The organism is Brevibacterium otitidis (assembly GCF_042429315.1).
In the GTDB taxonomy this organism is placed as follows: Bacteria; Actinomycetota; Actinomycetes; order Actinomycetales; family Brevibacteriaceae; genus Brevibacterium; species Brevibacterium otitidis.
Map to the genome: position 1 here is coordinate 437 of NZ_JBHMAU010000010.1, position 19,531 is coordinate 19,967.

Annotated in this window: 20 protein-coding genes and 2 pseudogenes; 7 read left to right on the forward strand and 15 right to left on the reverse strand. The window is 67.5% G+C overall.

Annotated features, from left to right (window positions below):
* Window positions 1–189 (forward strand): transposase (locus ACFFN1_RS00770; protein WP_376837686.1); only part of this gene is annotated, 189 nt, incomplete at its 5' end.
* 39 nt (window positions 190–228) lie between these two features.
* Window positions 229–411 carry a hypothetical protein gene (locus tag ACFFN1_RS00775; protein ID WP_376837688.1) on the forward strand — a complete coding sequence of 61 codons (183 nt, stop codon included), beginning with the start codon at window positions 229–231 and terminating at the stop codon, window positions 409–411.
* A 66-nt stretch (window positions 412–477) separates the two neighbouring features.
* On the opposite strand, the pseudogene ACFFN1_RS00780 reads toward ACFFN1_RS00775, so the two are convergent.
* The 5 genes and pseudogenes from ACFFN1_RS00780 to ACFFN1_RS00800 all read right to left on the reverse strand — a co-directional run.
* Window positions 478–756, reverse strand: a pseudogene (locus tag ACFFN1_RS00780) (IS1634 family transposase); the annotation flags it as partial.
* 133 nt (window positions 757–889) lie between these two features.
* On the reverse strand, window positions 890–1,525 hold the full coding sequence (locus ACFFN1_RS00785) for a hypothetical protein (protein WP_376837691.1): 636 nt from the start codon (window positions 1,523–1,525) through the stop codon (window positions 890–892).
* Between the two features lie 682 nt (window positions 1,526–2,207).
* Window positions 2,208–2,625 (reverse strand): annotated as a pseudogene (locus tag ACFFN1_RS00790) (transposase); the annotation flags it as partial.
* Between the two features lie 146 nt (window positions 2,626–2,771).
* Window positions 2,772–3,731: a cytochrome C oxidase subunit IV gene (locus tag ACFFN1_RS00795; RefSeq protein ID WP_376837693.1), complete on the reverse strand. Its 960-nt coding sequence runs from the start codon at window positions 3,729–3,731 to the stop codon at window positions 2,772–2,774.
* Window positions 3,732–3,792: 61 nt separating this feature from the next.
* Window positions 3,793–4,929 carry a magnesium and cobalt transport protein CorA gene (locus tag ACFFN1_RS00800; RefSeq protein ID WP_376837695.1) on the reverse strand — a complete coding sequence of 379 codons (1,137 nt, stop codon included), beginning with the start codon at window positions 4,927–4,929 and terminating at the stop codon, window positions 3,793–3,795.
* Between the two features lie 53 nt (window positions 4,930–4,982).
* Here ACFFN1_RS00800 and ACFFN1_RS00805 point away from each other — a divergent pair, with 53 nt between their 5' ends.
* On the forward strand, window positions 4,983–5,513 hold the full coding sequence (locus ACFFN1_RS00805; protein WP_376837697.1) for a cysteine hydrolase family protein: 531 nt from the start codon (window positions 4,983–4,985) through the stop codon (window positions 5,511–5,513).
* Window positions 5,514–5,554: 41 nt separating this feature from the next.
* Here ACFFN1_RS00805 and ykgO read toward each other — a convergent pair whose 3' ends face one another.
* The 5 genes from ykgO to ACFFN1_RS00830 form a co-directional block, all read right to left on the reverse strand.
* On the reverse strand, window positions 5,555–5,677 hold the full coding sequence (gene ykgO, locus ACFFN1_RS00810; RefSeq protein ID WP_376837699.1) for a type B 50S ribosomal protein L36: 123 nt from the start codon (window positions 5,675–5,677) through the stop codon (window positions 5,555–5,557).
* A gap of 40 nt (window positions 5,678–5,717) precedes the next feature.
* Window positions 5,718–6,710, reverse strand: coding sequence for a GTP-binding protein (locus tag ACFFN1_RS00815; protein ID WP_376837701.1), 993 nt, complete (start codon window positions 6,708–6,710; stop codon window positions 5,718–5,720).
* A gap of 177 nt (window positions 6,711–6,887) precedes the next feature.
* Window positions 6,888–7,901, reverse strand: a complete 1,014-nt coding sequence (locus tag ACFFN1_RS00820) for a glycine betaine ABC transporter substrate-binding protein (RefSeq protein WP_376837702.1) — start codon at window positions 7,899–7,901, stop codon at window positions 6,888–6,890.
* A 54-nt stretch (window positions 7,902–7,955) separates the two neighbouring features.
* Window positions 7,956–8,822, reverse strand: a complete 867-nt coding sequence (locus ACFFN1_RS00825; protein WP_376837704.1) for an ABC transporter permease — start codon at window positions 8,820–8,822, stop codon at window positions 7,956–7,958.
* 2 nt (window positions 8,823–8,824) lie between these two features.
* A complete protein-coding gene (locus ACFFN1_RS00830; RefSeq protein ID WP_376837705.1) occupies window positions 8,825–10,132 on the reverse strand; it encodes a quaternary amine ABC transporter ATP-binding protein in 1,308 nt (435 codons plus the stop codon).
* A 456-nt stretch (window positions 10,133–10,588) separates the two neighbouring features.
* Between ACFFN1_RS00830 and ACFFN1_RS00835 the strand changes: the two genes are divergently transcribed.
* The 4 genes from ACFFN1_RS00835 (at window position 10,589) to aroD (ending at window position 14,380) form a co-directional block, all read left to right on the forward strand.
* Window positions 10,589–11,269, forward strand: a complete 681-nt coding sequence (locus ACFFN1_RS00835; protein ID WP_376837707.1) for a hypothetical protein — start codon at window positions 10,589–10,591, stop codon at window positions 11,267–11,269.
* Window positions 11,270–11,418: 149 nt separating this feature from the next.
* Window positions 11,419–12,114: a copper chaperone PCu(A)C gene (locus tag ACFFN1_RS00840; protein ID WP_376837709.1), complete on the forward strand. Its 696-nt coding sequence runs from the start codon at window positions 11,419–11,421 to the stop codon at window positions 12,112–12,114.
* Window positions 12,115–12,229: 115 nt separating this feature from the next.
* The gene (locus tag ACFFN1_RS00845) at window positions 12,230–13,540 is read left to right on the forward strand and encodes a Dyp-type peroxidase (protein ID WP_376837710.1); all 1,311 of its coding nucleotides are present in this window, start codon (window positions 12,230–12,232) and stop codon (window positions 13,538–13,540) included.
* 81 nt (window positions 13,541–13,621) lie between these two features.
* Window positions 13,622–14,380 carry a type I 3-dehydroquinate dehydratase gene (gene aroD, locus ACFFN1_RS00850; protein WP_376837712.1) on the forward strand — a complete coding sequence of 253 codons (759 nt, stop codon included), beginning with the start codon at window positions 13,622–13,624 and terminating at the stop codon, window positions 14,378–14,380.
* 43 nt (window positions 14,381–14,423) lie between these two features.
* Here the strand turns inward: aroD and ACFFN1_RS00855 are convergent, their stop codons facing one another.
* From ACFFN1_RS00855 to ACFFN1_RS00875, 5 genes are all read right to left on the reverse strand, one after another.
* A complete protein-coding gene (locus ACFFN1_RS00855; protein WP_376837714.1) occupies window positions 14,424–15,734 on the reverse strand; it encodes a M20 family metallopeptidase in 1,311 nt (436 codons plus the stop codon).
* Window positions 15,735–15,739: 5 nt separating this feature from the next.
* On the reverse strand, window positions 15,740–17,095 hold the full coding sequence (locus tag ACFFN1_RS00860) for a M24 family metallopeptidase (RefSeq protein ID WP_376837716.1): 1,356 nt from the start codon (window positions 17,093–17,095) through the stop codon (window positions 15,740–15,742).
* Window positions 17,096–17,282: 187 nt separating this feature from the next.
* Window positions 17,283–17,576 (reverse strand): DUF4235 domain-containing protein, encoded by a 294-nt coding sequence (locus ACFFN1_RS00865; RefSeq protein ID WP_376837717.1) that lies wholly within the window; start codon window positions 17,574–17,576, stop codon window positions 17,283–17,285.
* Window positions 17,577–17,723: 147 nt separating this feature from the next.
* Window positions 17,724–18,485 carry a sulfite exporter TauE/SafE family protein gene (locus tag ACFFN1_RS00870; protein WP_376837719.1) on the reverse strand — a complete coding sequence of 254 codons (762 nt, stop codon included), beginning with the start codon at window positions 18,483–18,485 and terminating at the stop codon, window positions 17,724–17,726.
* A complete protein-coding gene (locus tag ACFFN1_RS00875; protein WP_376837721.1) occupies window positions 18,482–19,483 on the reverse strand; it encodes an aminotransferase class IV in 1,002 nt (333 codons plus the stop codon). Before ACFFN1_RS00875 ends, ACFFN1_RS00870 begins: the two co-directional genes overlap by 4 nt.
* Window positions 19,484–19,531 lie beyond the last annotated feature (48 nt).

The following is a 19,531-nucleotide window of genomic DNA, read 5'->3' on the forward strand; positions in this document are numbered from 1 at the left end:
AAGTGGAAGACGACGATCCTGGCGTACTTCGACACCGACGGTGCCAGCAACGGTGGCACCGAGGCGGTCAACGGGCTCATCGAGCTGGGCAGGCGGATCGCTCGCAGGTTCCGCAACTTCGAGCACTACCAGCTACGAATGCTCCTCATCGGCGGGAGTCTAGATGCCTCACCCCACACTCAACTCTGAAGAGCCGCTAAAGGAGTGAAACGGCTGGATGTGAGATGCGTGAACGTCATTCACGAACCCGTCTGGAACCCTGAAGGGCATCCAGATGCGTGGCAGGCGATCTGGCAATACCGGCGCAAACGAGTCCTGCGCGATGCCAGGGCCCTGAACCTGCAACGCGACCGGGCCCTGCTGAAGACAATTACGAACGGGCCGAAAGTTCGTCGCGACGGCTATATCTGATGAGCAGTGAGGCTAAGCCGATGAGTGCAAGAGCAGGAAACACGACTCCTGAGTTAGCGCATTCGTTTAGTGTCCTGGTTCTGCGTTGATTTGGGTGATGATCTTTGCGGCGTTGTCTGGGATGCGGGCGGGGATCTTCACGATCTTTCCGTTGGTCTCGATAAGTGCGGCGTGGATGGGTCGCAGCGTGGTGATGATCTGCTTCAGCGACAGTCCTGTCCTGGCTTGCATGTGGCGGGTGACTGCCAGTGCGGTGAACACGATGGTCAGGTGCGCTTCGATTGCGTCCCGGGTGTGGTGGAAGATCGGTCGGGCTGCTAGGTCGGACTTCGCCATGCGGAAGGACNACTAGGAGAATCTCCCTGAAGCCGAAATGAAGTCCATCAAACCCTGTTAAAATGCTGGCGGCAAATGTAAGTCCGAGAACGAAAGCTGTGATTATCTCTCTCATCATCCCTTCCTCCGTCTGGTTTCAACATTAGGGTCTTGCGCCGCAGGGGAAGCAGGCGCCGTCTCCGGTTTTTTCACAACACGAAACCAGTGCGGAACCGCAAGATGAGACAACGCAGAGAATACACGATGCATTGATAGCGCTGCAACTAGCTATACAGGCCCCGCAGCCTGCGCCGGTGAGTACGCACTGAACAGGCTTACTTGTTTTGCATCGCGGTCCGAGTTGCAGCTTGGTGGCGCTGGCGCACCCGCCGCATGGATCCTTCCCGTGCGTCGCCACGCCGTCAGGAACTGGCTCTAACCTGACCCCTCCAGCACTGGCGTCTACAAATTCCAGATTTCCAGCCTTCGCGTCGAACGAGTACCGCGTTGCGTGAACGCTCTCATCGGCGCTCGTGAAATCGATCGTGTACATGATCCCAGTGTTTTCGACTGCAAGACCGAGGGTCTCAATAACTTGACCATTCGTATGAGTCTTTTCCAATGCCTGGATAATCGGGTCTGCAGTTGAGTATTGTTGGGCTGTCTTGGCTGCAGGCCGCAGCAGGAACTGAGACTCGGAAATATCCGATGAGCTTGACAACGCCATATTCTTCATGGCATCAATCATTGCCGCATCTGCAATCCCGAGAAAGTCTTTGCTATCAAGGGCGAGGGTCATCAACTCCTTCACACGTGCCCTAGCCCGGCGACTGTTTTCACCGAAGTCTCTGCAGCGGCCGCCGAACGTACTCCAGTGAAGCTTCCGGTAGCCAAAATTCCGGACGCGGCAGCGATGCCCGCGGCGAGGTGGGCGAATCCGCGCCTTGAGAGCAATCGGTCGTTCGTGATCTCCGCGTCCCGCTCTGCACCGGTACGTTCGAGTCCTAGCACCTTAAGGATGCGCAGTGAAGGTTCAATGCCAACTTCGTGAGCGACCAAAGGCGCGATTCTGGCGCCAACCCACGCTCTGGGTTGACCCTTAGTGACTTTCAGCAATGTGGGCTTGTGGGGAGGTGAGTGACCGAAGACCGCCTGGCGAGCTTGCACGGCGAAGTCTGAGTCGAGCGGTAGCACTGCGAGCTTGCCGGCGGAGGCCTCTTCAAGCTTCTCGGAGATTCGACTGCAAGTTGAGCAGCGTGCGTCGAACAATAGCCAGGTGCCGTCGGCTTCCGGGGCACGGGGCATCCAATCATGGCCAGCTGGCGCGGCATCGGGTGTCGACATCGTGGTCCTCTTCACATTTTGCAGCGCGTTGGTTGGCAACGGTATCACGACATCGAATCTCTGGCCACACCCCGGGTTCTAGTTGAGAGTGCAACGGGTGGGTGGCAACGAGACTCATAGAAAGGGGCTCTTCGTAATCGAGGGTGTAGTCGGGGTTTGAATCCGCCGGCTTCGAGGAGGCTGCGGGCGATGTAGTGGGTCAGGTTCCGGAAGGCCAGGGCGATACCGCGGAGGTGCTCGAGTCGGGCGTTGATGGCCTCGGTGGGGGCTGTTGGAGGTGCCTGGCCGGTCGAAGAACGCGAGCACGTCAGCGGCGCGCCGGTTCAGGGTCCGACCCAGGCTGCGTATCTCCACGAGTGCTGTGGGAACGCCTGTGCTGATGTCATCGATTTCCTTGTTGAGCAGGGAGCGGCCGAACTTCTTGTCAGGTTGCCGGTCGGCCACCACCAGACGTTGGTAAATGCCCCAGGTGACCTCGACCTCGCTATGCTGCTCGTCAGCGAAGAGCGCTTCCAGGCAGGCGACCTGCTTGTCGGTGAGCAGATCGACACCGGTCTGCGCCGGCGAGGACTTCTGCCGCCGAGACCAGCGCAGCAGCTGTGCCCGCTCATTCTCGGTTAGCTCCAGCTTGGCCTTCGGGCGCCCAGCTCGTGCCATACCCCAATTGTGTGACCTATTGCGCGAGCTTGTGACGCGACACATTAGGAGGACTCGGAGATGTCCAGCCGCGTCGGCGCGCGGCCGCCGAGACGCCACTTGACGATCCGGTCGCGCTGCCAGCGGGACGCCTCCAGCAGGCAGGTGAAGACGATGAGACCGGCGACGATGAGGATGACGTAGAGCGGGTACCGGTCCCCCTTGAGCCAGAAGTACACGTACGGGGCGGTGAAAGTGATGATCGCGACGATCGTGCCGAGCAGCCGGGTGATCCGCCGGCGTCCGGCGACCATCGCGATGACACCCCACGTGTACGGGATCGCGGTGACGAGGTCGATCGTCCACAGCACCGACAGCTGGCCCTTGAACTGCGAGACGAAGGATACCGGCAGGGCCCGCAGCGCCGAGTACACGAGCACCACCAGATAGGCGATGACCTTCGGGCTGCGGAAGAACCGGCGCGGCCAGGACCGTTCGATGATCGGGGCGGCGGTGCGGCGCAGTGCCGCCAGGCTGCGGCGGGTCAGCGTCAGCGCATCGGTGCCGGTGCCGGCTGCGCGCACGAATGCCTGTTGGGCAGGCGACCCATGCGCCCACGTGCGCACCCAGTTCTCGGGGTTGAGCGCCACCGGCACGCAGCCGTTCTCTCCTGCCCCGGCGACGTGGAGCACGTTCGCCCCGAACGCCTCCTGCAACCGGGTGACCTGCCCGGCGTCGATGGCGGCCAGCCACAGCAGCTGGCGGCGCTGCAGCGCCTGCCGCAGGGCAGCGGCCAGCGTGGTGGCCAGCGGGTCGTCAGCGGCGATCGCCTCGGCGGTCAGCGTCGTGGCGGTGATCTCGGGCAGCTGCGGGACCTCGATCGTGTTGGCCGGGGTGAGGTCGCCGAGGCGGTCGGCACCGGAGATCTCGATGAGGGCGTCGGGGTTCATTTCGAAGCGCCGGCACAGCGGCAGGTCGGCTGCGCTGTAGGAGGCGAGGAGATGAAGCCAGGGGGATCGGGTCACGTGTGGAATTCTCGCATGCGGCCTGGGGCGGGCCTTCCAGCATTTCTGCAGGCAGGGACGGTCAGAGCCACCCGGCGCGCTTGAACAGCCAGAACAGGAACCCGGAGCCGGCGACCATGAGCAGAAGGGCGAAGGGATAGCCCAGCACCCAGTGCAGCTCCGGCATGTTCGCGAAGTTCATGCCGTAGGTGCCGGCGACCAATGACGGGAAGAAGAGGATACCGGCCCAGGCGGAGATCTTCTTCATCTGCTCGTTCTGCTGGATCGACAGCTCATTCATTCGGCGCATGTCTTCGTTCTGCGCCTCGGAGATGATCGTCGAGTTGAAGGTGAACAGCTCCCGCAGCACGCTGCGCAGCCGTTCGACGCGCTCATTCACACCGTGGATGTGGTCGGCGACGTCGCGCAGGCCGCGCTGCAGTTCTGCCGGCACCGTGTGCACGACGAGCGAGGTGAAGAGGTTGTCGATGACCCCTTCGAGCGGCTTGACCGCCCGGTCGAGCTCGATGAGCTCACGGGAGAGATGGTAGATGTCCTGCGACTTTGCAGGGCTGCCGGTGAAGATCCGCTCTTCGAGGTCATCGGTCTGGTCCTCGAGGATCGCCACCACCGGCAGATAGTTGTCAACGATGCGGTCCATGACACGGTAGAGCGCAGAGAACTGCGGGAAGCCGGTGAACCGCGTGTCGGACTCGAAGACCTCGCGGACGTTCTGCGTATCAAGCAGCGTGCCGTGCCGGATGACGATGATGAACCGGGCGCCGAGGAAGATGTGGACCTCTCCTACTCGGATCTCCACCGGCGGCGCACTCGTGCCCGCGGCCGCCTGCGCATCGGACTTCTCCGCCGACTTCGCCCGGCGGATGACCGCCGGGCGCAGCACGACGAACTCGGTGGAGCCGTAGCGTTCGAACTTCGGCCGCTGATGCGCTTCGATCGCATCCTCGATCGCCAGCGGGTGCAGGGAGAACGACTCCGCCAGTTCGGTCAGATCCTCATGCGTGGGCCGATACATGTCGATCCACAGGAACGGCCGCTCCTCATCGGATTCCTCGGCGGCGGCCAGCGCCCGGGCGGCCTCTCGGATCGAGGTCATCGAGGCGACCTCGGCGTTGTCGGAGTAGAGGACGAAGTTGTCGTCACGCCGCTTGCCTATGTGTTCGGAGGCGAAACGGTAGGTGTAGCGCAGATCGGCCATCGTCCCTCCTCCAGGCGTGGGTTCCGCCCTGCGGCGGTGGCTATGCTGTTGCCATGGACGCACTCATGCTCATGAACACCGCAGGCAGCAGCGATGCCGTGTCTGAGATCTCTGCACAGCTTACCGAAGTTCTCACTCGGGCACGCGTCGCCGACGGCGTGGTCGCCTATGTGCAGGCCCCCGTCGCCGAGGCGGTCGCTGAGCACTGCAGTGACGATCGCGTCCCAGTTGAGGAGCCTGCAGAGGCGTCAGCGGATGCGGATGCCGATGTGCCTGCCGGCGGGCTCGGGCAGGAGGAGGACGATCTGGCGCTGAGCTCACCGGTCGCCGATGCCTTCGACGGCATCGACGACCTGGCTCCTGGGCTGCACGACCTGTCAGTCGACCGGCTCATCATCGGCGGTGTCGACGAGGCGCGTGCGGTCTACCACACGGCGATGGCCGGGCTGGCCTGCAATTTCGATGTCGTCGTGCTCGCCGATGGAGTCATTGGGGCCGACGGCCAGCCGGTCGACTGGCTGGAGGCGGCTGTTGCCGATGGTGCCGTGGTCTCAGCCGCAGCGCAGACCTGGCTGCGCATGTGAGGGCAGGTGCTGAAGCGTCAGCAGCTTCGGCAGCTGAAGCGTCAGCCCTGCCGAGCCTTGAGGCGCGGGTTCTTCTTGTTGATGACATAGGTCTTTCCGCGGCGGCGCACCACCTGGGAGCCGGGCTGGTTCTTCAGCGAGCGCAGTGAGTTGCGGACCTTCATGAGGGTGCCTTTCTGTAGCTGATGGTGCAGAGCTGGTGGTTCAGTGCTGGGACAGGTGGTCGGGCAGCGTCGGCTGGGAGCGCACCGCCCCGGCCAGCAGGCCCGCCCAGTCCTGGGCGTACTCCCGCGGAGCGGTGAGTGCGATGCGCGAACACCGGTCGCCGTGGTGGGGGTGCCAGTGGCACAGCGCGTCGATGACATGCGGATCCGCACTGTGATGGCAGGCGAGCACCGCTGATGGTGAGGAGAACGCCGGGGCGAACCACTGGCCGTCCTCCTCCATCCACACCTGAGTGCCGATCCCGCACACCCGCACGCGGGTCTCCGGCCGGGAGTCGACCCACACGGTGCCGCGGATCCGGCACGCCCCGGCCGCCGCCTCGGGCAGCAGCCGGCAGAACGCCTCGGCATCGAGCTGCCCCTGGGCGGAGACGACCCGGGTGACGAAGTGCTCACCCTCCCCGGTCAGGCCCACCCGCACGGGCCCGGCAGCGGGAGCGGGCAGGAACTCGGCGGCAGGCCCGAAGGCCGGGCAGCCGAGGTGGATGAGCAGCTCCCGGGTGCGCTCGCCGAGGACGTGCCGGGCGGTGAGCACGCTGGCATGCTCGACGGCGACAGCGGCGAGGTCGGCGTGACCGGTGAGCGCGCAGTCAGTCGACTCCTCCAGCCCGTCGGTCGACCACAGCAGGTCCTCGAGGCCATCGAGGCTGCCGTGCAGCACCATCCGCCCGATGCGCACATCGTCGAGGTGGCTGGCCAGGGTTGAGCGCAGCCGCCCGATGTGCAGCCACCACGGGACGATGACCTCGAACACTTCGGTCGTGTGGGAGAGCCGCTCGAGCACGTCGACGAGCTCATGGGCGAGCGCGCACACCGTGCACGCACGCGGCTCGGTGCCCTCCGCCTCGTCACCGGTGAGCGCCGGACCCCAGTCGCGGGTGTCGACGACATACCCGCGGTGACGCGGCAGCCGCACGCTCGCCGGGGCGTGCCCGGGCTGCGGCGGCAGCAGATGGTGGACGTTGACGAGCATGACCGACACAGTAGGCGCCGGGTGCTCATAAGCACTAATGGCAATAGGCTCATGCGTCCCTGCCAGGCCGAAGCGGGCGCAGCGGCGGCGGGGCCGCAGGAAGAGACGCGCCTGCCCCGCATCATGCAGATGCGGGGCAGGCGTCGCAGGGGTCTGCCGGGCGGCAGTCGGCTCAGCTCAGCTCAGCTTGCCGGCCCTCCAGTTCTCGGCGAAGTCCGGGTTGTCCTTGAGCCATTCGGCCACGGCCTCGTCGAGGTTCTCGCCGCCGTAGTTCTCATCGGAGAACATGACGTTCTCCAGGCTGGCGAGGTTCTCGTCATCGAGCACGAGGTTCTGCAGCAGCTGCGCGGCCTTCGGGTTGTCCTCGGCGAAGCCGTCGCGGGCGAAGTTGTAGATCACTTCAGCTCCGCCCATCGCGCCCTCGGGATCTTCGAGGTCGCGGACCGGGAAGGCGTCGTAGGCCCAGTGCGGGCGCCACAGGGTCACGGCGACGTTGTCACCGGCGTCGGTGGCCTTCTTCAGCTGTGCGAGCATCGCCGGAGTCGAGGAGATCTTGAAGTCGAGGTTGTCCAGACCGTAGGTCGGGATGGCCTCATTCTCCGTCGTCGAGGTCAGGCCGGCGCCGGGCTCGATGCCGTAGAGGGTGTTGCCGTACTCGTCGCCCATGTCCTTGAGGTCGGCGATGGACTGGGCGGGAGAGTCCTCGTTGACGGCGATGGTGAGCTTGGCGTTGTTGTACCAGCAGCCGTGGACCTCCATCTTGTCGCCGAATTCCTCGATGTAGTCCTTGTGCGTCAGCGGCATCCAGCCGTCGAGGACGACGTCGATATCGCCGTTGGCGACACCGGTGAAGCCGGGCCCGGCCTGGAAACTCTCGATGTCGACGGAGTAGCCGTCCTCTTCGAGAACGGCCTTCGTCAGGTGGGCTGCGGCGAAGGACTCATCCCAGCCGTCGAACGCACCGAGGGTGATGTCGGTGTTGTCGTCTGCTTCGGTTTCAGTGACGTCCTGGGCGTTGGCGCCGGGGGTGCAGTTCTCCCAGTCGCGATCCGGGTCAGCCATCTCGGCCTGAGGGCCGTCGCCATTGCCTGATCCGCCGTTGGATTCGGTTCCGCCGCCACCGCATGCGGTGAGCGCGAGAACCGATGCGGCCAGGATGCCGCCGGTCTTGGTCAGAGTCGAGAGTTTCATCGGACGATACCTCTTTCCTGTGTTCTTCTGCGGATGTGTGACAGCGGTGGGCGGTCAGCCGGCGGAGGCCGCCGCTGCCCGGGTGGCGGGGCTGCGGGAGCCGAGTGCGGCGGTGACGCGGTCGAGATAGATGGCGATGATGACAACGGCGATGCCGGCTTCGACGCCGAGGGGCACATCGAGTGAGCTGATCGAGCGCATGACCTGGCCGCCCAGCCCGCCGGCACCGGCCATACCGGCCAGCACCACCATCGACAGGGCGAGCATGATGACCTGGTTGACACCGGCCATGATCGTCGGCATCGCCAGCGGAAGCTGGACGCGGCCGAGGATGTGGCCCTCGGAGGCGCCGAACGCGTGGCCGGCCTCGACGACCTCGCGGTCGACCTGGCGGATGGCCAGTTCGGTCAGGCGCACGCCCGGCGGCATCGCGAAGATGATCGTGGCGATGGCCCCGGGGGCCTGGCCGACGCCGAACATCACAATGGCAGGGACCAGGTAGGCCAGCGCCGGCATCGACTGCATGAAGTCGAGGACCGGCCGCACGATGGTGGAGACGACCTGCGACTTGGCTGCCAGGATGCCGATCGGAATGGCCAGCAGCAGCGCGAAGATGACGGCGACGATGACGAGGGAGACCGTCGACATGGCCGTCTCCCACTGATCGAGTGCGGCCAGCAGGTAGAAGCCGAGCAAAGTGAAGATCGCCAGCTTCCACGACGCCGCCACCCAGGCGATCGCGGTGAAGATGAGGATCATGATGAGGAAATGCGGATACGTCAGCGCTGACTCGATGTTGTCGTAGAGCACGTCGAGCAGCCAGGTGACGCCGTTGATGAGCCAGCCGAACGCGTCTTCGAACCAGTCGAGGAACGCCTCAGCCCAGTCGCCAAGTGGGATGCGCGGTTTGAGAAAGTCCATGCTCAGTCCTCCTGATTCTGCTCGTCGTCGATGACTGCAGCGGCAGTCGATCCGCTCGCCGGTGATGACCCGCCGGCGGCGGCCGCGCCGGCTCCTGCCAGAGCCTCCGGCGGGGATGCAGCCGAGGTGTCGCTCGTGGCGGAGGCCATCGCATTGAGCAGCTGGATGCGCGGGATGATGCCGACCAGCCGGTTCTTGTCATCGGTCACCGCCAGCGGCGCGAGCGCCTCGGCGCTGGGGGCGAACAGGTCGGACAGTGGCGTGTCGACTGAGACGCTGAGCAGGCCGTCGGTGCGCAGCAGCCCGCTGAGGTCGCTGGTCCCAGTGCGGGCAGCAGCGACGACATCGTCATCGGTGACGATGCCGAGCAGCTGGCGGGAGCGGTCGGTGACGAACAGCGCTGAGACGTTGCGCTCCTCCATCGCGCGGGCGGCCACCCGCGGGCCGGCGCTCACCGGCACGACCGCATCGGTGGTCTTCATGACCGAACCGGCCGTGAGCACACGGGTGCGGTCGACATCCTGGATGAAGGACGCGACATAGTCATCGGCTGGGGCGGTGAGGATCTCCTCGGCGGTGCCGATCTGCACGATCCGGCCAGCGCGCATGACTGCGATCCGGTCGCCGAGGTACATCGCCTCGTTGAGGTCGTGGGTGATGAAGATGATCGTCTTGTTCAGCGACGACTGCAGCTCGACGAGCTGCTCCTGCATCTCGCGCCGGATCAGCGGGTCGAGTGCCGAGAACGCTTCGTCCATGAGGAGGATGTCTGATTCCGAGGCGAGTGCGCGGGCCAGGCCGACACGCTGCTGCATGCCGCCGGAGAGCTGGCTGGGGTACTTGTCGCCCCACCCGTCGAGACCGACGACTTCGAGCCAGTGATCGGCGCGCTCAAGGCGTTCGGTCTTGGCGACCTCCTTGATCTCGAGGGCGTAGGCGGCGTTCTCACGCACCGTGCGGTGCGGCATGAGCGCGAAGTGCTGGAAGACCATGGCGATGTTGTCCCGGCGCACGCGCCGCAGCTGGGCTGCCGACATCTGCGAGATGTCCTCGCCGGCCACGCGCACTGTTCCCGAGGTGGGTGACCACAGTCCGTTGATCATCCGGATGAGGGTGGACTTGCCGGATCCGGAGAGGCCCATCACGACGAAGCTCTCACCGCGTTCGACGGTGAAGCTGGCGTCGATGACGGCAGCGGTGCCGAGGTGGGAGAGCTCTGCGCGGTCAGCACCGGCTTCGAGGCGTTTGACGACGTCGCGCCCGCGCTTTCCGAAGACCTTGTATACGTGTGAGGCTTCGACGACTGCCACTGCGGTCGGATACCTTTCTTTCGGCAACACAGGTGTGTGACCCAGCGCAGGAAGAGAACAGGAGGGCGCGCAGGGCTGTGGCCGGTCCCGGGCTGGCGACCGACAAGCAGGTCAGAGCGCTGCCAGGCCACGACGACCAGTCTATGGAGCCGCCCACCGCAGACCCCCTGACGGCGCCCGGCTGCCTTCCGATGCGCTCTCGCGAACTGCTCAGAAAAGACAAGCTGACCTGGGCAAACACTGAAAGCCGGAACGTTACCCCATCGTTACGCCGGTGGCGGTGCACAACCGCTGTGCTGCGGGCATGCGGCGCACTCGGCGCACATCCGCCGTAGGCGCGGTCCCGTCGGCCGTCCCGCAGTCACACCCGCGGCCCGAGGTTTGCACGACAAGTTGTAGAATGAGGCGGGCTCGCACCGCGGGTGCGGGCCGGCAGGAGTGAGCTGAGGAGGTGGCATGAGCAGACAGCTGCGCATCTGGCGTTCGGTGGGTGCGGCATTCATCGCCACCGCGATCGCGACGCTCTTCCACCTCGGCGCCCACGGCAGCGCCTCACTGCTGGCCGGCATCGTGTGCTTCGTGCTCACCCTGTGGATCGGCGTGCTGCTGGCCGGCCGGCGGCTCGGGATCCTCTCGCTCAGCGCGATCGTGGCGTTCGCGCAGCTGGCGCTGCACCACCTCATGACCCTGTTCAGCCACGCCCCGCTCATCATCAGCGGCCACAGCGGCCGGGTCTACCTGCAGCTGGGCACCGGCGCCGGCAGCGGCGCGCACGCCCACCACATGACCGACGCCGAGGTCTCGGCCGCCGTCGCCGATACCGCCGCAGCCGCCGGGCAGGCTGCCGCACAGGCCGGTGCGGGCACCTCGATGCTCATCGCCCACGTGCTCTCAGCGGTCGTGACGATCGCGATCCTCAAATGCGGCGAGGAATTCATCTTCGCCCTCATCCAGGCGGCGCTCGGCCCCATCGCCACCGCCGTCACCCGCTTCGTGCCGCTCGTGCTCACCCCGCGCCTGCCCGTGCAGGTCGTGCCGATGCTGGCCGCGGTCACGAGCGCCGTCCTCGACTCCCGGTTCAGGCGCGGGCCGCCAGCAGTCCTCGGCTCCCGCCTGCAGGCAGCACTGCCTGCCTGATCTGCACGACCGGACTCCCGAGCTGGGAGCGGTGCAGATCGTCTCCATCTGAACCTGTGCCCTCGGCAGGGTCCCGCCGCCGCACCCGTATGCGCCGGCGCCCCTGCGTGCACCCGTGCACGGCACCTTTGAGCAAAGGACTCACCACCATGAAGAAGACCACCGCATTCCGCCCCACTCGCACCCGCGCGCTCCGCACCGCTGCCGCCGCCTCCGCGCTCGGCCTGGCGCTCGCCCTCACCGGTTGCGGCAGCAGTGATGCCGACACTGCTGATGCGCAAGCCGGCGCCGAGGCGGATGCCGCCGTCGATGCCGCATCCGCCCTGACCCTGTCCGAGGGTTGGGTCAAGGCCGCGGCCGCCGATGACGGCATGACCGCCGTGTTCGGGCAGCTAAAGAACTCCTCAGATCAGGACATCCAGTTCACCGGCGCCGATGCTGCGATGGCCGGGATGACCGAGCTGCACGAGACGGTCGAGGACGGCTCCACCGGCTCGACGATGATGCAGGAGAAGGAGGGCGGCTTCGTCATCCCCGCCGGCGGAGAGCTGACCCTGGAGCCCGGCGGCAACCACATCATGCTCATGGAGCTGAGCGAGGACATCGAGCCCGGCGCCGAGGTGACGGTCACCCTTGTGACCGATGCCGGTGACCTGGAGGTCACCGTGCCGGCTAAGGAGTTCGCCGGCGCCCAGGAGGAGTACGAGCAGGGCGACCACAGCGGCCACGATCATGGTGACCACAGCGGCCACGATCATGGTGACCACAGCGGCCATGACCATGGTGACCACAGCGGCCACGATCATGACCACGGCGATGACGAGCACGCCGATCACGATCACTGATCAGCCCTGAGCTGCTGCCTGCGGCCGGCCGGCACTGGCCGGCCGGCATTGCCCAGTGCCACCCGGCACCGGCCGGTCGCAGGCGGCCACCCCTTTCATGAGGAGATGATTGTCAGTGGAGATCGATCGCCGAGGCCTGCTCGGCGCCTCCGCACTCGGCGTCGGGGCAGGAGCTGCCGGCGCCGGACTCGGGTTCCTCGCAGGCCGCCAGCCGGCCGCGAAAGCCCAGCCCCAGCCCGACACCTCGGGCCTCAACGGCACCCAGACCGAACCGTTCTACGGCCGCCACCAGGCCGGAGTCGAAACGCTGCCGCAGGCACATGCGATGTTCATCGCGCTCGTGCGCAGACCCGACACCGACGCCACCCGCGCAGTGCGCATGCTCAGGCTGCTGACCGATGATGCCGCGCTCATGACCCAGGGTGCTGCGCCGCTGGCGGATACGGAACCGGAGCTCAACACGCGCCCGGCCCGGCTGACGGTGACCTTCGGCTTCGGCCGCGGTTTCGTCGAGCTTGCAGGTGAGCGGCACGCGCCGGACTGGCTCGCCCCGCTGCCGTCCTTCGGCATCGACCGCTTGAAGGATCGCCTGTGCCGCGGCGATCTGCTGCTGCAGGTGTGCAGCGACGACCCGTTTACCATCGCCCATGCGGTGCGGATGCTGCTCAAGGACGCCCGCGCCTTCATGGACGTCGCCTGGTCGCGCTCGAGTTTCCGCCGCTCCTACGGCTCCGATCCGCAGGGCACCACCACCCGCAATCTCTTCGGCCAGGTCGACGGCACCGCCAATCCAGGGCCGGGCTCGGAGGACTTCGCGCGGCTCGTGTGGGGTGAGACCCGCGGGCATGCCGATCCGGTGTTCTCCGCCCGAGGTGAGCCGCCTCTGGACCTGGCCGCCGACTATCCGGCGTGGCTGGAGGGTGGCACCTCCCTGGTGCTGCGCGATATCGACATGAACCTCGCCACCTGGGATGAGGCCGACCGGCCGGCACGCGAGTTCTCGATCGGCCGCGACCTCGCTCACGGCGCCCCGCTGACCGGCGCCGAGGAGCACGACATCCCGGATCTGAACGCCACCGACGACAAGGGCTTCACGCTCATCTCGCCGGCCAGCCACGTCGCCCGCAGCCGCAACAACGACGCCCCTGAGCAGCAGATCTACCGGCGGGTCTACAACTACCATCAGGTGCCGGACGCCGCTGACGCCGGCACCGGGCCGACCGGCAGCGCGATCGTCGGCACCGCCGGGCTCATGTTCGCCTCCTACCAGGCCTCGGTCGAACGCCAGTTCCTGCCGATCCAGCGCCGCCTCGACGAGGTCGATCTGCTGAACCAATGGACGGCGCCGATCGGCTCAACCGTGTGGGCGATCCCGCCCGGCGCAGCAGAGGGCGAGTACATCGGCCAGTCGCTGTTCGAGTCATGACGCACCCGCTCCTGATGCATGCCCTGCCCGCTCCCGCAGCATGACGCACCCGCGCCCGAGGCGGTGGCCTAGGGTAGTGCCATGAGACCGCTGCCGTTCGTCGCCGCTGCTGAGCTTCCTGCCGTCATCGTCCCCCTCGTCGCCGCAGACCTCGATGAGCTCGGCCGGCTCGCCGCCGCCTGCGCTGCCACCGATGGCATCGACGCTCTCGAATGGCGCGTCGACGCCCTGACCGAGTTCGACGAGGGCACCCCGGAGGCCGGCACTGAGCTGTTCGCCGCCGGCCTCGCCGCGATCAGCGCCCACACCGCGCTGCCGGTGCTGCTGACGCTGCGCACTGCAGACGAGGGCGGGGCCGCCGAACTCGACGAGGACGCCTACACCGCTCTCCTCCGCGAGGCGCTCGCCGCCGGACCGGCTGCCATCGACATCGAGTTCGCCCGCCGGGATGCCGCTGAGCTCGTCGCTGCCGCCGCCGAGGCGCGGGTCGCCTCGGTTGCCTCGGCCCACGACTTCACCGATACCCCGCCGGCCAAGCAGCTGCTGCGCACCATGCAGGGGATGGCCGAGATCGGCGTGGCGGCCGCGAAGGTCGCGGTCATGCCGCACACCACCACCGATGTGCTCGCTGTCCTCGACGCCGCTGAACGCGCCAGCGCCCGCCTCGAGATCCCCGTCATCGTCATCGCGATGGGCCGCAAGGGCCGGTTCACCCGGCTCGTGGGCGGCGAGTTCGGCTCCGCGGCGACCTTCGCGACCGTCGGCGAGGGCTCGGCGCCCGGGCAGGTGACCGTCGCCGAGGTGGTGCAGACTCTGCAGGTCCTCGCCGGTGAGGACTGAGCCGGCCACCTGCCGACGGCGTCGGTGAGGACTGAGCCGGTGATCACCTGGCGAGGGCGTCGATGAGCTGCCGGTAGATCCGGCAGGCGGTCGTCATCTCCGTGATGCTGATGGACTCATCGACGTGGTGGGCCTGTTTGCCGATCGAGCCCGGCCCGCACACGAGGGTGGGGATCTCGAAGTCCCGGGCGATGTAGCCGCCATCGCAGGCGGCCGTCCACACGGTGCACGCCGGCACAGAGCCGGTCACCGCCTCGGCTGCGGCCTGCAGGGTGGTGACGAGCGGGGCGTCCGGCTCGGTGATGAACCCGGGCATCTCCATCGTCACCTCGACGCCGAGGCCGATCCCATCGCCGGTGATGTCCGCCTCGGCTGCGGCCGCGACGAGCCAGGAGGCGATCTGGGCGGCGTCCTCAGCGGGCAGCCGGCGGCGGTCGATGGAGACCCGGCAGGCATCGGCGACCATCGAGGTGCCCTGCCCGCCGGCGATGATCCCCGGGCTCCACGACCCGGCGCCGAGCAGCGGGTGGCCGTGGGCGTCGAGGTGCTCCTGGTTCTCCATCAGCAGGGTGATGAGGCGGGCGGCGGCGATGATCGCCGACCGCCCATCGGCAGGCCGGCCCGAATGCGCGGCGATCCCGCTCAGCTGCACCTCCAGGTACGCATCCCCGCGGCAGGCGGTGACGATCTGCAGATCGGTCGGCTCGGTGACGATGCAGCCGGAGAACTGCTGGCCGGCATGCGGGCCGAACCCATCGGCGACGAGGTGGCGGATGCCGGTGCCCAGATCCTCCTCATCGACGGTGACGGCCAGGCTCACCGGGGCCAGCAGCTGACCGGAGGCGTGGGCATCGGCCAGCGCCCACAGCACCGCGGCCAAGCCGCCCTTCATATCGGAGGAGCCGCGGCCGGTGAGCCAGTCGCCGGTGACCCGCGGCTCGAAGGGATCGCCCGACCAGCCGGGCCCGGCGGGCACGACATCCGAATGTCCGAGGAACAGCAGCCCGGGCCGCGCCGCGCGGCCGCCGCGTGCCGGCAGCGGGGTGGACGCCGGCGCCGTGGTGCGTGCCGGCAGCGAGGTGGACGCCGGCGCCGTGCTGGGTGCTGGCAGTGCAGCCGCTGCTGGGCTGGCCGGGGCGGTGACGATGATGTTCGGCCGGCCCGCAGCCGCCTCGGCGGTGTGGACGAGCAGGCCGTGGGCGATCGCGAACCTGGCGATGACATCGACGGTGGCCGCTTCGGTGCCGCCGGGATTCTCACCTCGGGCGCGGATGAGATCCCCGGTCAGCTCCACGAGCCGGCCGGGCAGGGAGCTGTCTGCCGGCCGGGTGCGCGCTGGGTCGGGGCCTGCCATGTCCGTCACTTCCTGATGAGGGTGCGGGGGAAGTCGGTGAAGCGCTCGACGCCGGTGGCGGTGACGGCAACAGGTTCGCTGACTTCGTAGCCGATGCCATCGAGCCACATACCGGCGATGACATGGAAGGTCATGCCGGCGGCGAGCACCTGCTCGTCTTCGCTGCGCAGCGAGATCGTCCGCTCACCCCAGTCCGGGGGATAGCCGATCCCGATCGAATAGCCCAGCCGGGACTCCTTGACCATCTCGTGGCGGGCGAGCACCGCATTCCACACCCGGGCGAGTTCGGCGACCGGCACGTCCGGGCGCATCGTCTCCAGCACCTCATTCAGCGCTTCGGCGAGGACATCTGCGGTGTGCTGCAGCTGAGCCGGCGGCTTGCCGAGCATGACGGTGCGGGCCAGCGGCACATGGTAGCGGTGATGGGCGCCGGCGAGTTCGATGACGACCGGCTCCCCGGACCTGAGCCTGCGGTCGGTCCACGTCAGGTGTGGGGTGTCGGCGCCCTCACCGGTCGGCAGCATCGGCACGATCGCCGGGAAGTCTCCCCACACCTCGGCGGTGCCGGCCGCCTGAGCGTGGGCGATCGCGGCGGCGACGTCGTTCTGCCGGACACCTGGCTCAACGGCGTTGAGTGCGGCGTTCATCGCCGCGGTCGTGACCTGAGCGGCTTGTCGCATGATCGCGATCTCGGCTGGAGATTTGATCGCCCGGATCCAGTTGACGAGCTCGAAGGAATCCACCAGCGTCCACTCCGGGATGCCGTGGACGAGTGCGCGGTGGGCGCGCGGGGAGTAGTAGTGGCTGTCCATCTCCACGCCGATGCAGCCATGGGCGGCCGGGGCGACCTCCCAGCGCTGCCGCAGGGCGAACGCAATCCAGTCGAAGGGGTGGATGTGCGGGCGGTGGACGTAGCGCTCGGGGTAGCCGACGATGTCCTCCTCGGGCAGCCAGCAGGTGCGCTGCGCTCCGTGGGCGTCCATCTCCCGAGCGAACAGTGTCATCGGGCCCGATGCCGGCACGTAGAGCAGCTGCGGGGTGTAGAAGGACCAGGCGTTGTAGCCGGTGAGGTAGAACATGTTCGCCGGGTCGGTGACGATGAGCCCGGACAGGCCCTGGTCGCGCATCCGGTGGCGCACGGCGGCCAGGCGCTGCTCATATTCCTCGGCGGAGAAGAGCATGCGGCGGGCGCCGGGAGTGTCAGCCTCCCCCGGCCGAGGTGTGGGCCGGCGGGCGGCGCCGAAGCCGCCGGGGCGCATGCTGTGGAACTCACCGGTGACCGGAGTGCTTCCCGGAACCGTGGTGGGGGTGGAGCTCTCCGGCGGCTGCAGGCCCGGATACGGCTCACGCGGCTGTGTCATGCCTCACAGTGTGAGGCTGGGTACAGGCGGTGTCAATAGGGCGCGGCAGGCGTGTTCTCGCTGGTGAGCTCGCGCAGGGTTCGAACCCTGCTGACCTGGGGTTCTGTGCAGTGAGAGGGGGTATGAGACCGCCCGCTGCACCGGTGGGGAACCGGCACCGCGGGCGGCTGAGGTCAGCGGAGTGCGCTCAGTCGATCTCGGCGTCCTTCTGCAGCTTCTTGGGCAGTGCCGTCTCGCCGAAGCGGTTGCGCACGGCGGCTGCGGCGTAGCGCTGCACGACAAGCTGGGCGACGGCGATGCCGACACCGGAGATGATCGTCCAGGCCAGTGCCTCACTCAGGCCGACTTCTTCGTCTTCGGTGTTGATGGGCACCGGCTTCGAGGTGGTCTTCTCCCACACGATGCCCAGTGCCTTGCGAGCAGCGAAGGTCGCCAGCGCGGTGCCGCCGACGCCGAGGATCTGCCACGCGATCTTTCCCATGTCTCCATCTCCCTTGCGGATCTGAGGTCAGTTCTGAGGTCAGTTTCGGGACTTCTCGTCCCAGCCTACCGCTCGTCGGCGCCTGCCCGGCATCGTTTGCCCGTCAGCCCGGCCGCGTTCGCGCGTCAGCCCTGCAGTGTCTGCCCGTCAGCCCTGCAGGACGAAGGTCTCGAAGAACACGAAGGCGGCCAGCAGGATGACGAGGGTGGCGAAGCCGTAGCGCACCCAGCTGTTGGGCAGGCGGCGGCCGAGCTGCCCGGCGAACAGGGAGGCGAGCATGGCGCACAGCGTATAGGTGATGGCCACCGGCCAGTCGAGTCCGGCCAGCCGGTCGGCATAGCCGATGATCCCGGCGAGCGAGTTGAGGGCGACGACGGCCAGCGAGGTGCCGACGGCGATGTGGATGGGCACATGCAGCAGGATCGTCAGCGCCGGCACGATGAGGAATCCGCCGCCGACGCCGAGCAGACCGGTGAGGAAGCCGACGATCGCGCCGGTGGCCACGCCCTTGGCGATCCGGGCGGCGGTGAAGGCGCCGGTGTCGGGATCGACGTGGGGCATCGGCATGAACATGCGGATCGCTGCGACCAGCATGAGCACGCCGAAGGCGATGAGCAGGCCGCGTTCGGGGAACAGGTCGTGCACGCGTGCGCCGATGATCGCTGTGAGCATGCCAGTCACGCCGATGGTGCCGGCGATCGGCCAGTCGACCATCTTCGCGCGCAGCCGCGGCAGGATCCCGCCGATCGATGAGGAGGCGACGACAATGAGCGAGGTGGGCACCGCGGTGGCCATCGGCAGACTGAGGCCGTAGACGAGTGCCGGGACTGCGACGATCGCTCCGCCGCCTCCGGTCAGGCCGATGACGGTGCCGGTCAGCAGCCCGAAGAGGATCGCCCCTACCGTCATGCCGGCCCGGTCTCCTCAGAGGCCGGCTCCTCCGACGCAGGCTCCTCAGCTCCAGGTTCCTCCGGCGTCGGCTCCTTCGACGCAGACTCCCCAGCTCCGGGCTCTCCGCTCGCGCCGTCGTCCGGGGCGCCGACGACCCAGTCGTACATCTGCCCGCTGAGGGCGGGATCGACCGGCAGCGCTTCGCCGTCGAGGCTGCGGATGGGGATCGCGACCCGGGCCGAGGACACGAGCCACGCGCCATCGGCGGTGAGCAGATCATCGCGGGTGAGATCGGCATAGGAGCACAGGAAGCCGTGGTCGGCGGCGGCAGAGAAGATCGTCTGCTGGGTCGTCCCATGCAGCAGCCCCGCCTTGGGGTCCGGGGTGATGAGCTCATGTCCGCGGCGGATGATGACATTGGCGGTGGGGCCTTCGAGCACCAGGCCGTCGCGGCTGATGAACAGCCCGTCATCGGCCCCATGCTCCTCCACCCAGCGGCCGGCGGCCATGTTCACGGCATAGGACAGGGTCTTCGCCCCCAGCAGCAGCCAGGGCGCGGCCTCGCCGACATAGGATTCGACGCCGCGGTCGAGGCTGATGACATCGATGCCCTCGCGCCGCTGTGCCGGGTACTCATCCGGCAGTGAGATCGACATCGACCAGCCGCGCGGAGCGTCGAGCCCGCGGGAGAGCGTGTAGCGGATGGTGAATTCGGCGACGCCGGGATTGGCGGCCACGACGGCCCGGGCGACGTCGTCGACGGCGGCGTCCCACACCTCGGGAACGGGTACCGGCAGGCCGAGAGCGCGCGCCGAACCGCGGAACCGGTCGAAGTGCAGCCGGCGGGCCTTGATGGAGGGCACACCGTCGGTGACGATGACGAGGACGGTCTCGAAGATGCCGTCGCCGCGGTGGGCTGAGAGGTCGTCGACAGGCAGGTGCGCGGCGCTGAGATCGGCGAGCTCGTGCGTGCCCGCGCTGACGTCGACGAGAGCCAGAGAATGGGCGAGGGTCATGCTCCCAATTAAATCACCTGCCGCGGCCAGCGGCCGTTGTGCCCGGCC

Excerpts from the sequence above, each read along its gene's own strand:
- ACFFN1_RS00840 (WP_376837709.1), top strand. The coding sequence starts at position 11,419 with ATGAAGAAGACCACCGCATTCCGCCCCACTCGCACCCGCGCGCTCCGC.
- ACFFN1_RS00875 (WP_376837721.1), bottom strand. The coding sequence starts at position 19,483 with ATGACCCTCGCCCATTCTCTGGCTCTCGTCGACGTCAGCGCGGGCACG.
- ACFFN1_RS00865 (WP_376837717.1), bottom strand. The coding sequence starts at position 17,576 with ATGGGAAAGATCGCGTGGCAGATCCTCGGCGTCGGCGGCACCGCGCTG.
- ACFFN1_RS00805 (WP_376837697.1), top strand. The coding sequence starts at position 4,983 with ATGGACGCACTCATGCTCATGAACACCGCAGGCAGCAGCGATGCCGTG.
- ykgO (WP_376837699.1), bottom strand. The coding sequence starts at position 5,677 with ATGAAGGTCCGCAACTCACTGCGCTCGCTGAAGAACCAGCCCGGCTCC.
- ACFFN1_RS00785 (WP_376837691.1), bottom strand. The coding sequence starts at position 1,525 with ATGACCCTCGCCCTTGATAGCAAAGACTTTCTCGGGATTGCAGATGCG.
- aroD (WP_376837712.1), top strand. The coding sequence starts at position 13,622 with ATGAGACCGCTGCCGTTCGTCGCCGCTGCTGAGCTTCCTGCCGTCATC.
- ACFFN1_RS00825 (WP_376837704.1), bottom strand. The coding sequence starts at position 8,822 with ATGGACTTTCTCAAACCGCGCATCCCACTTGGCGACTGGGCTGAGGCG.
- ACFFN1_RS00815 (WP_376837701.1), bottom strand. The coding sequence starts at position 6,710 with ATGCTCGTCAACGTCCACCATCTGCTGCCGCCGCAGCCCGGGCACGCC.
- ACFFN1_RS00855 (WP_376837714.1), bottom strand. The coding sequence starts at position 15,734 with ATGGCAGGCCCCGACCCAGCGCGCACCCGGCCGGCAGACAGCTCCCTG.
- ACFFN1_RS00860 (WP_376837716.1), bottom strand. The coding sequence starts at position 17,095 with ATGACACAGCCGCGTGAGCCGTATCCGGGCCTGCAGCCGCCGGAGAGC.
- ACFFN1_RS00870 (WP_376837719.1), bottom strand. The coding sequence starts at position 18,485 with ATGACGGTAGGGGCGATCCTCTTCGGGCTGCTGACCGGCACCGTCATC.
- ACFFN1_RS00800 (WP_376837695.1), bottom strand. The coding sequence starts at position 4,929 with ATGGCCGATCTGCGCTACACCTACCGTTTCGCCTCCGAACACATAGGC.
- ACFFN1_RS00820 (WP_376837702.1), bottom strand. The coding sequence starts at position 7,901 with ATGAAACTCTCGACTCTGACCAAGACCGGCGGCATCCTGGCCGCATCG.
- ACFFN1_RS00835 (WP_376837707.1), top strand. The coding sequence starts at position 10,589 with ATGAGCAGACAGCTGCGCATCTGGCGTTCGGTGGGTGCGGCATTCATC.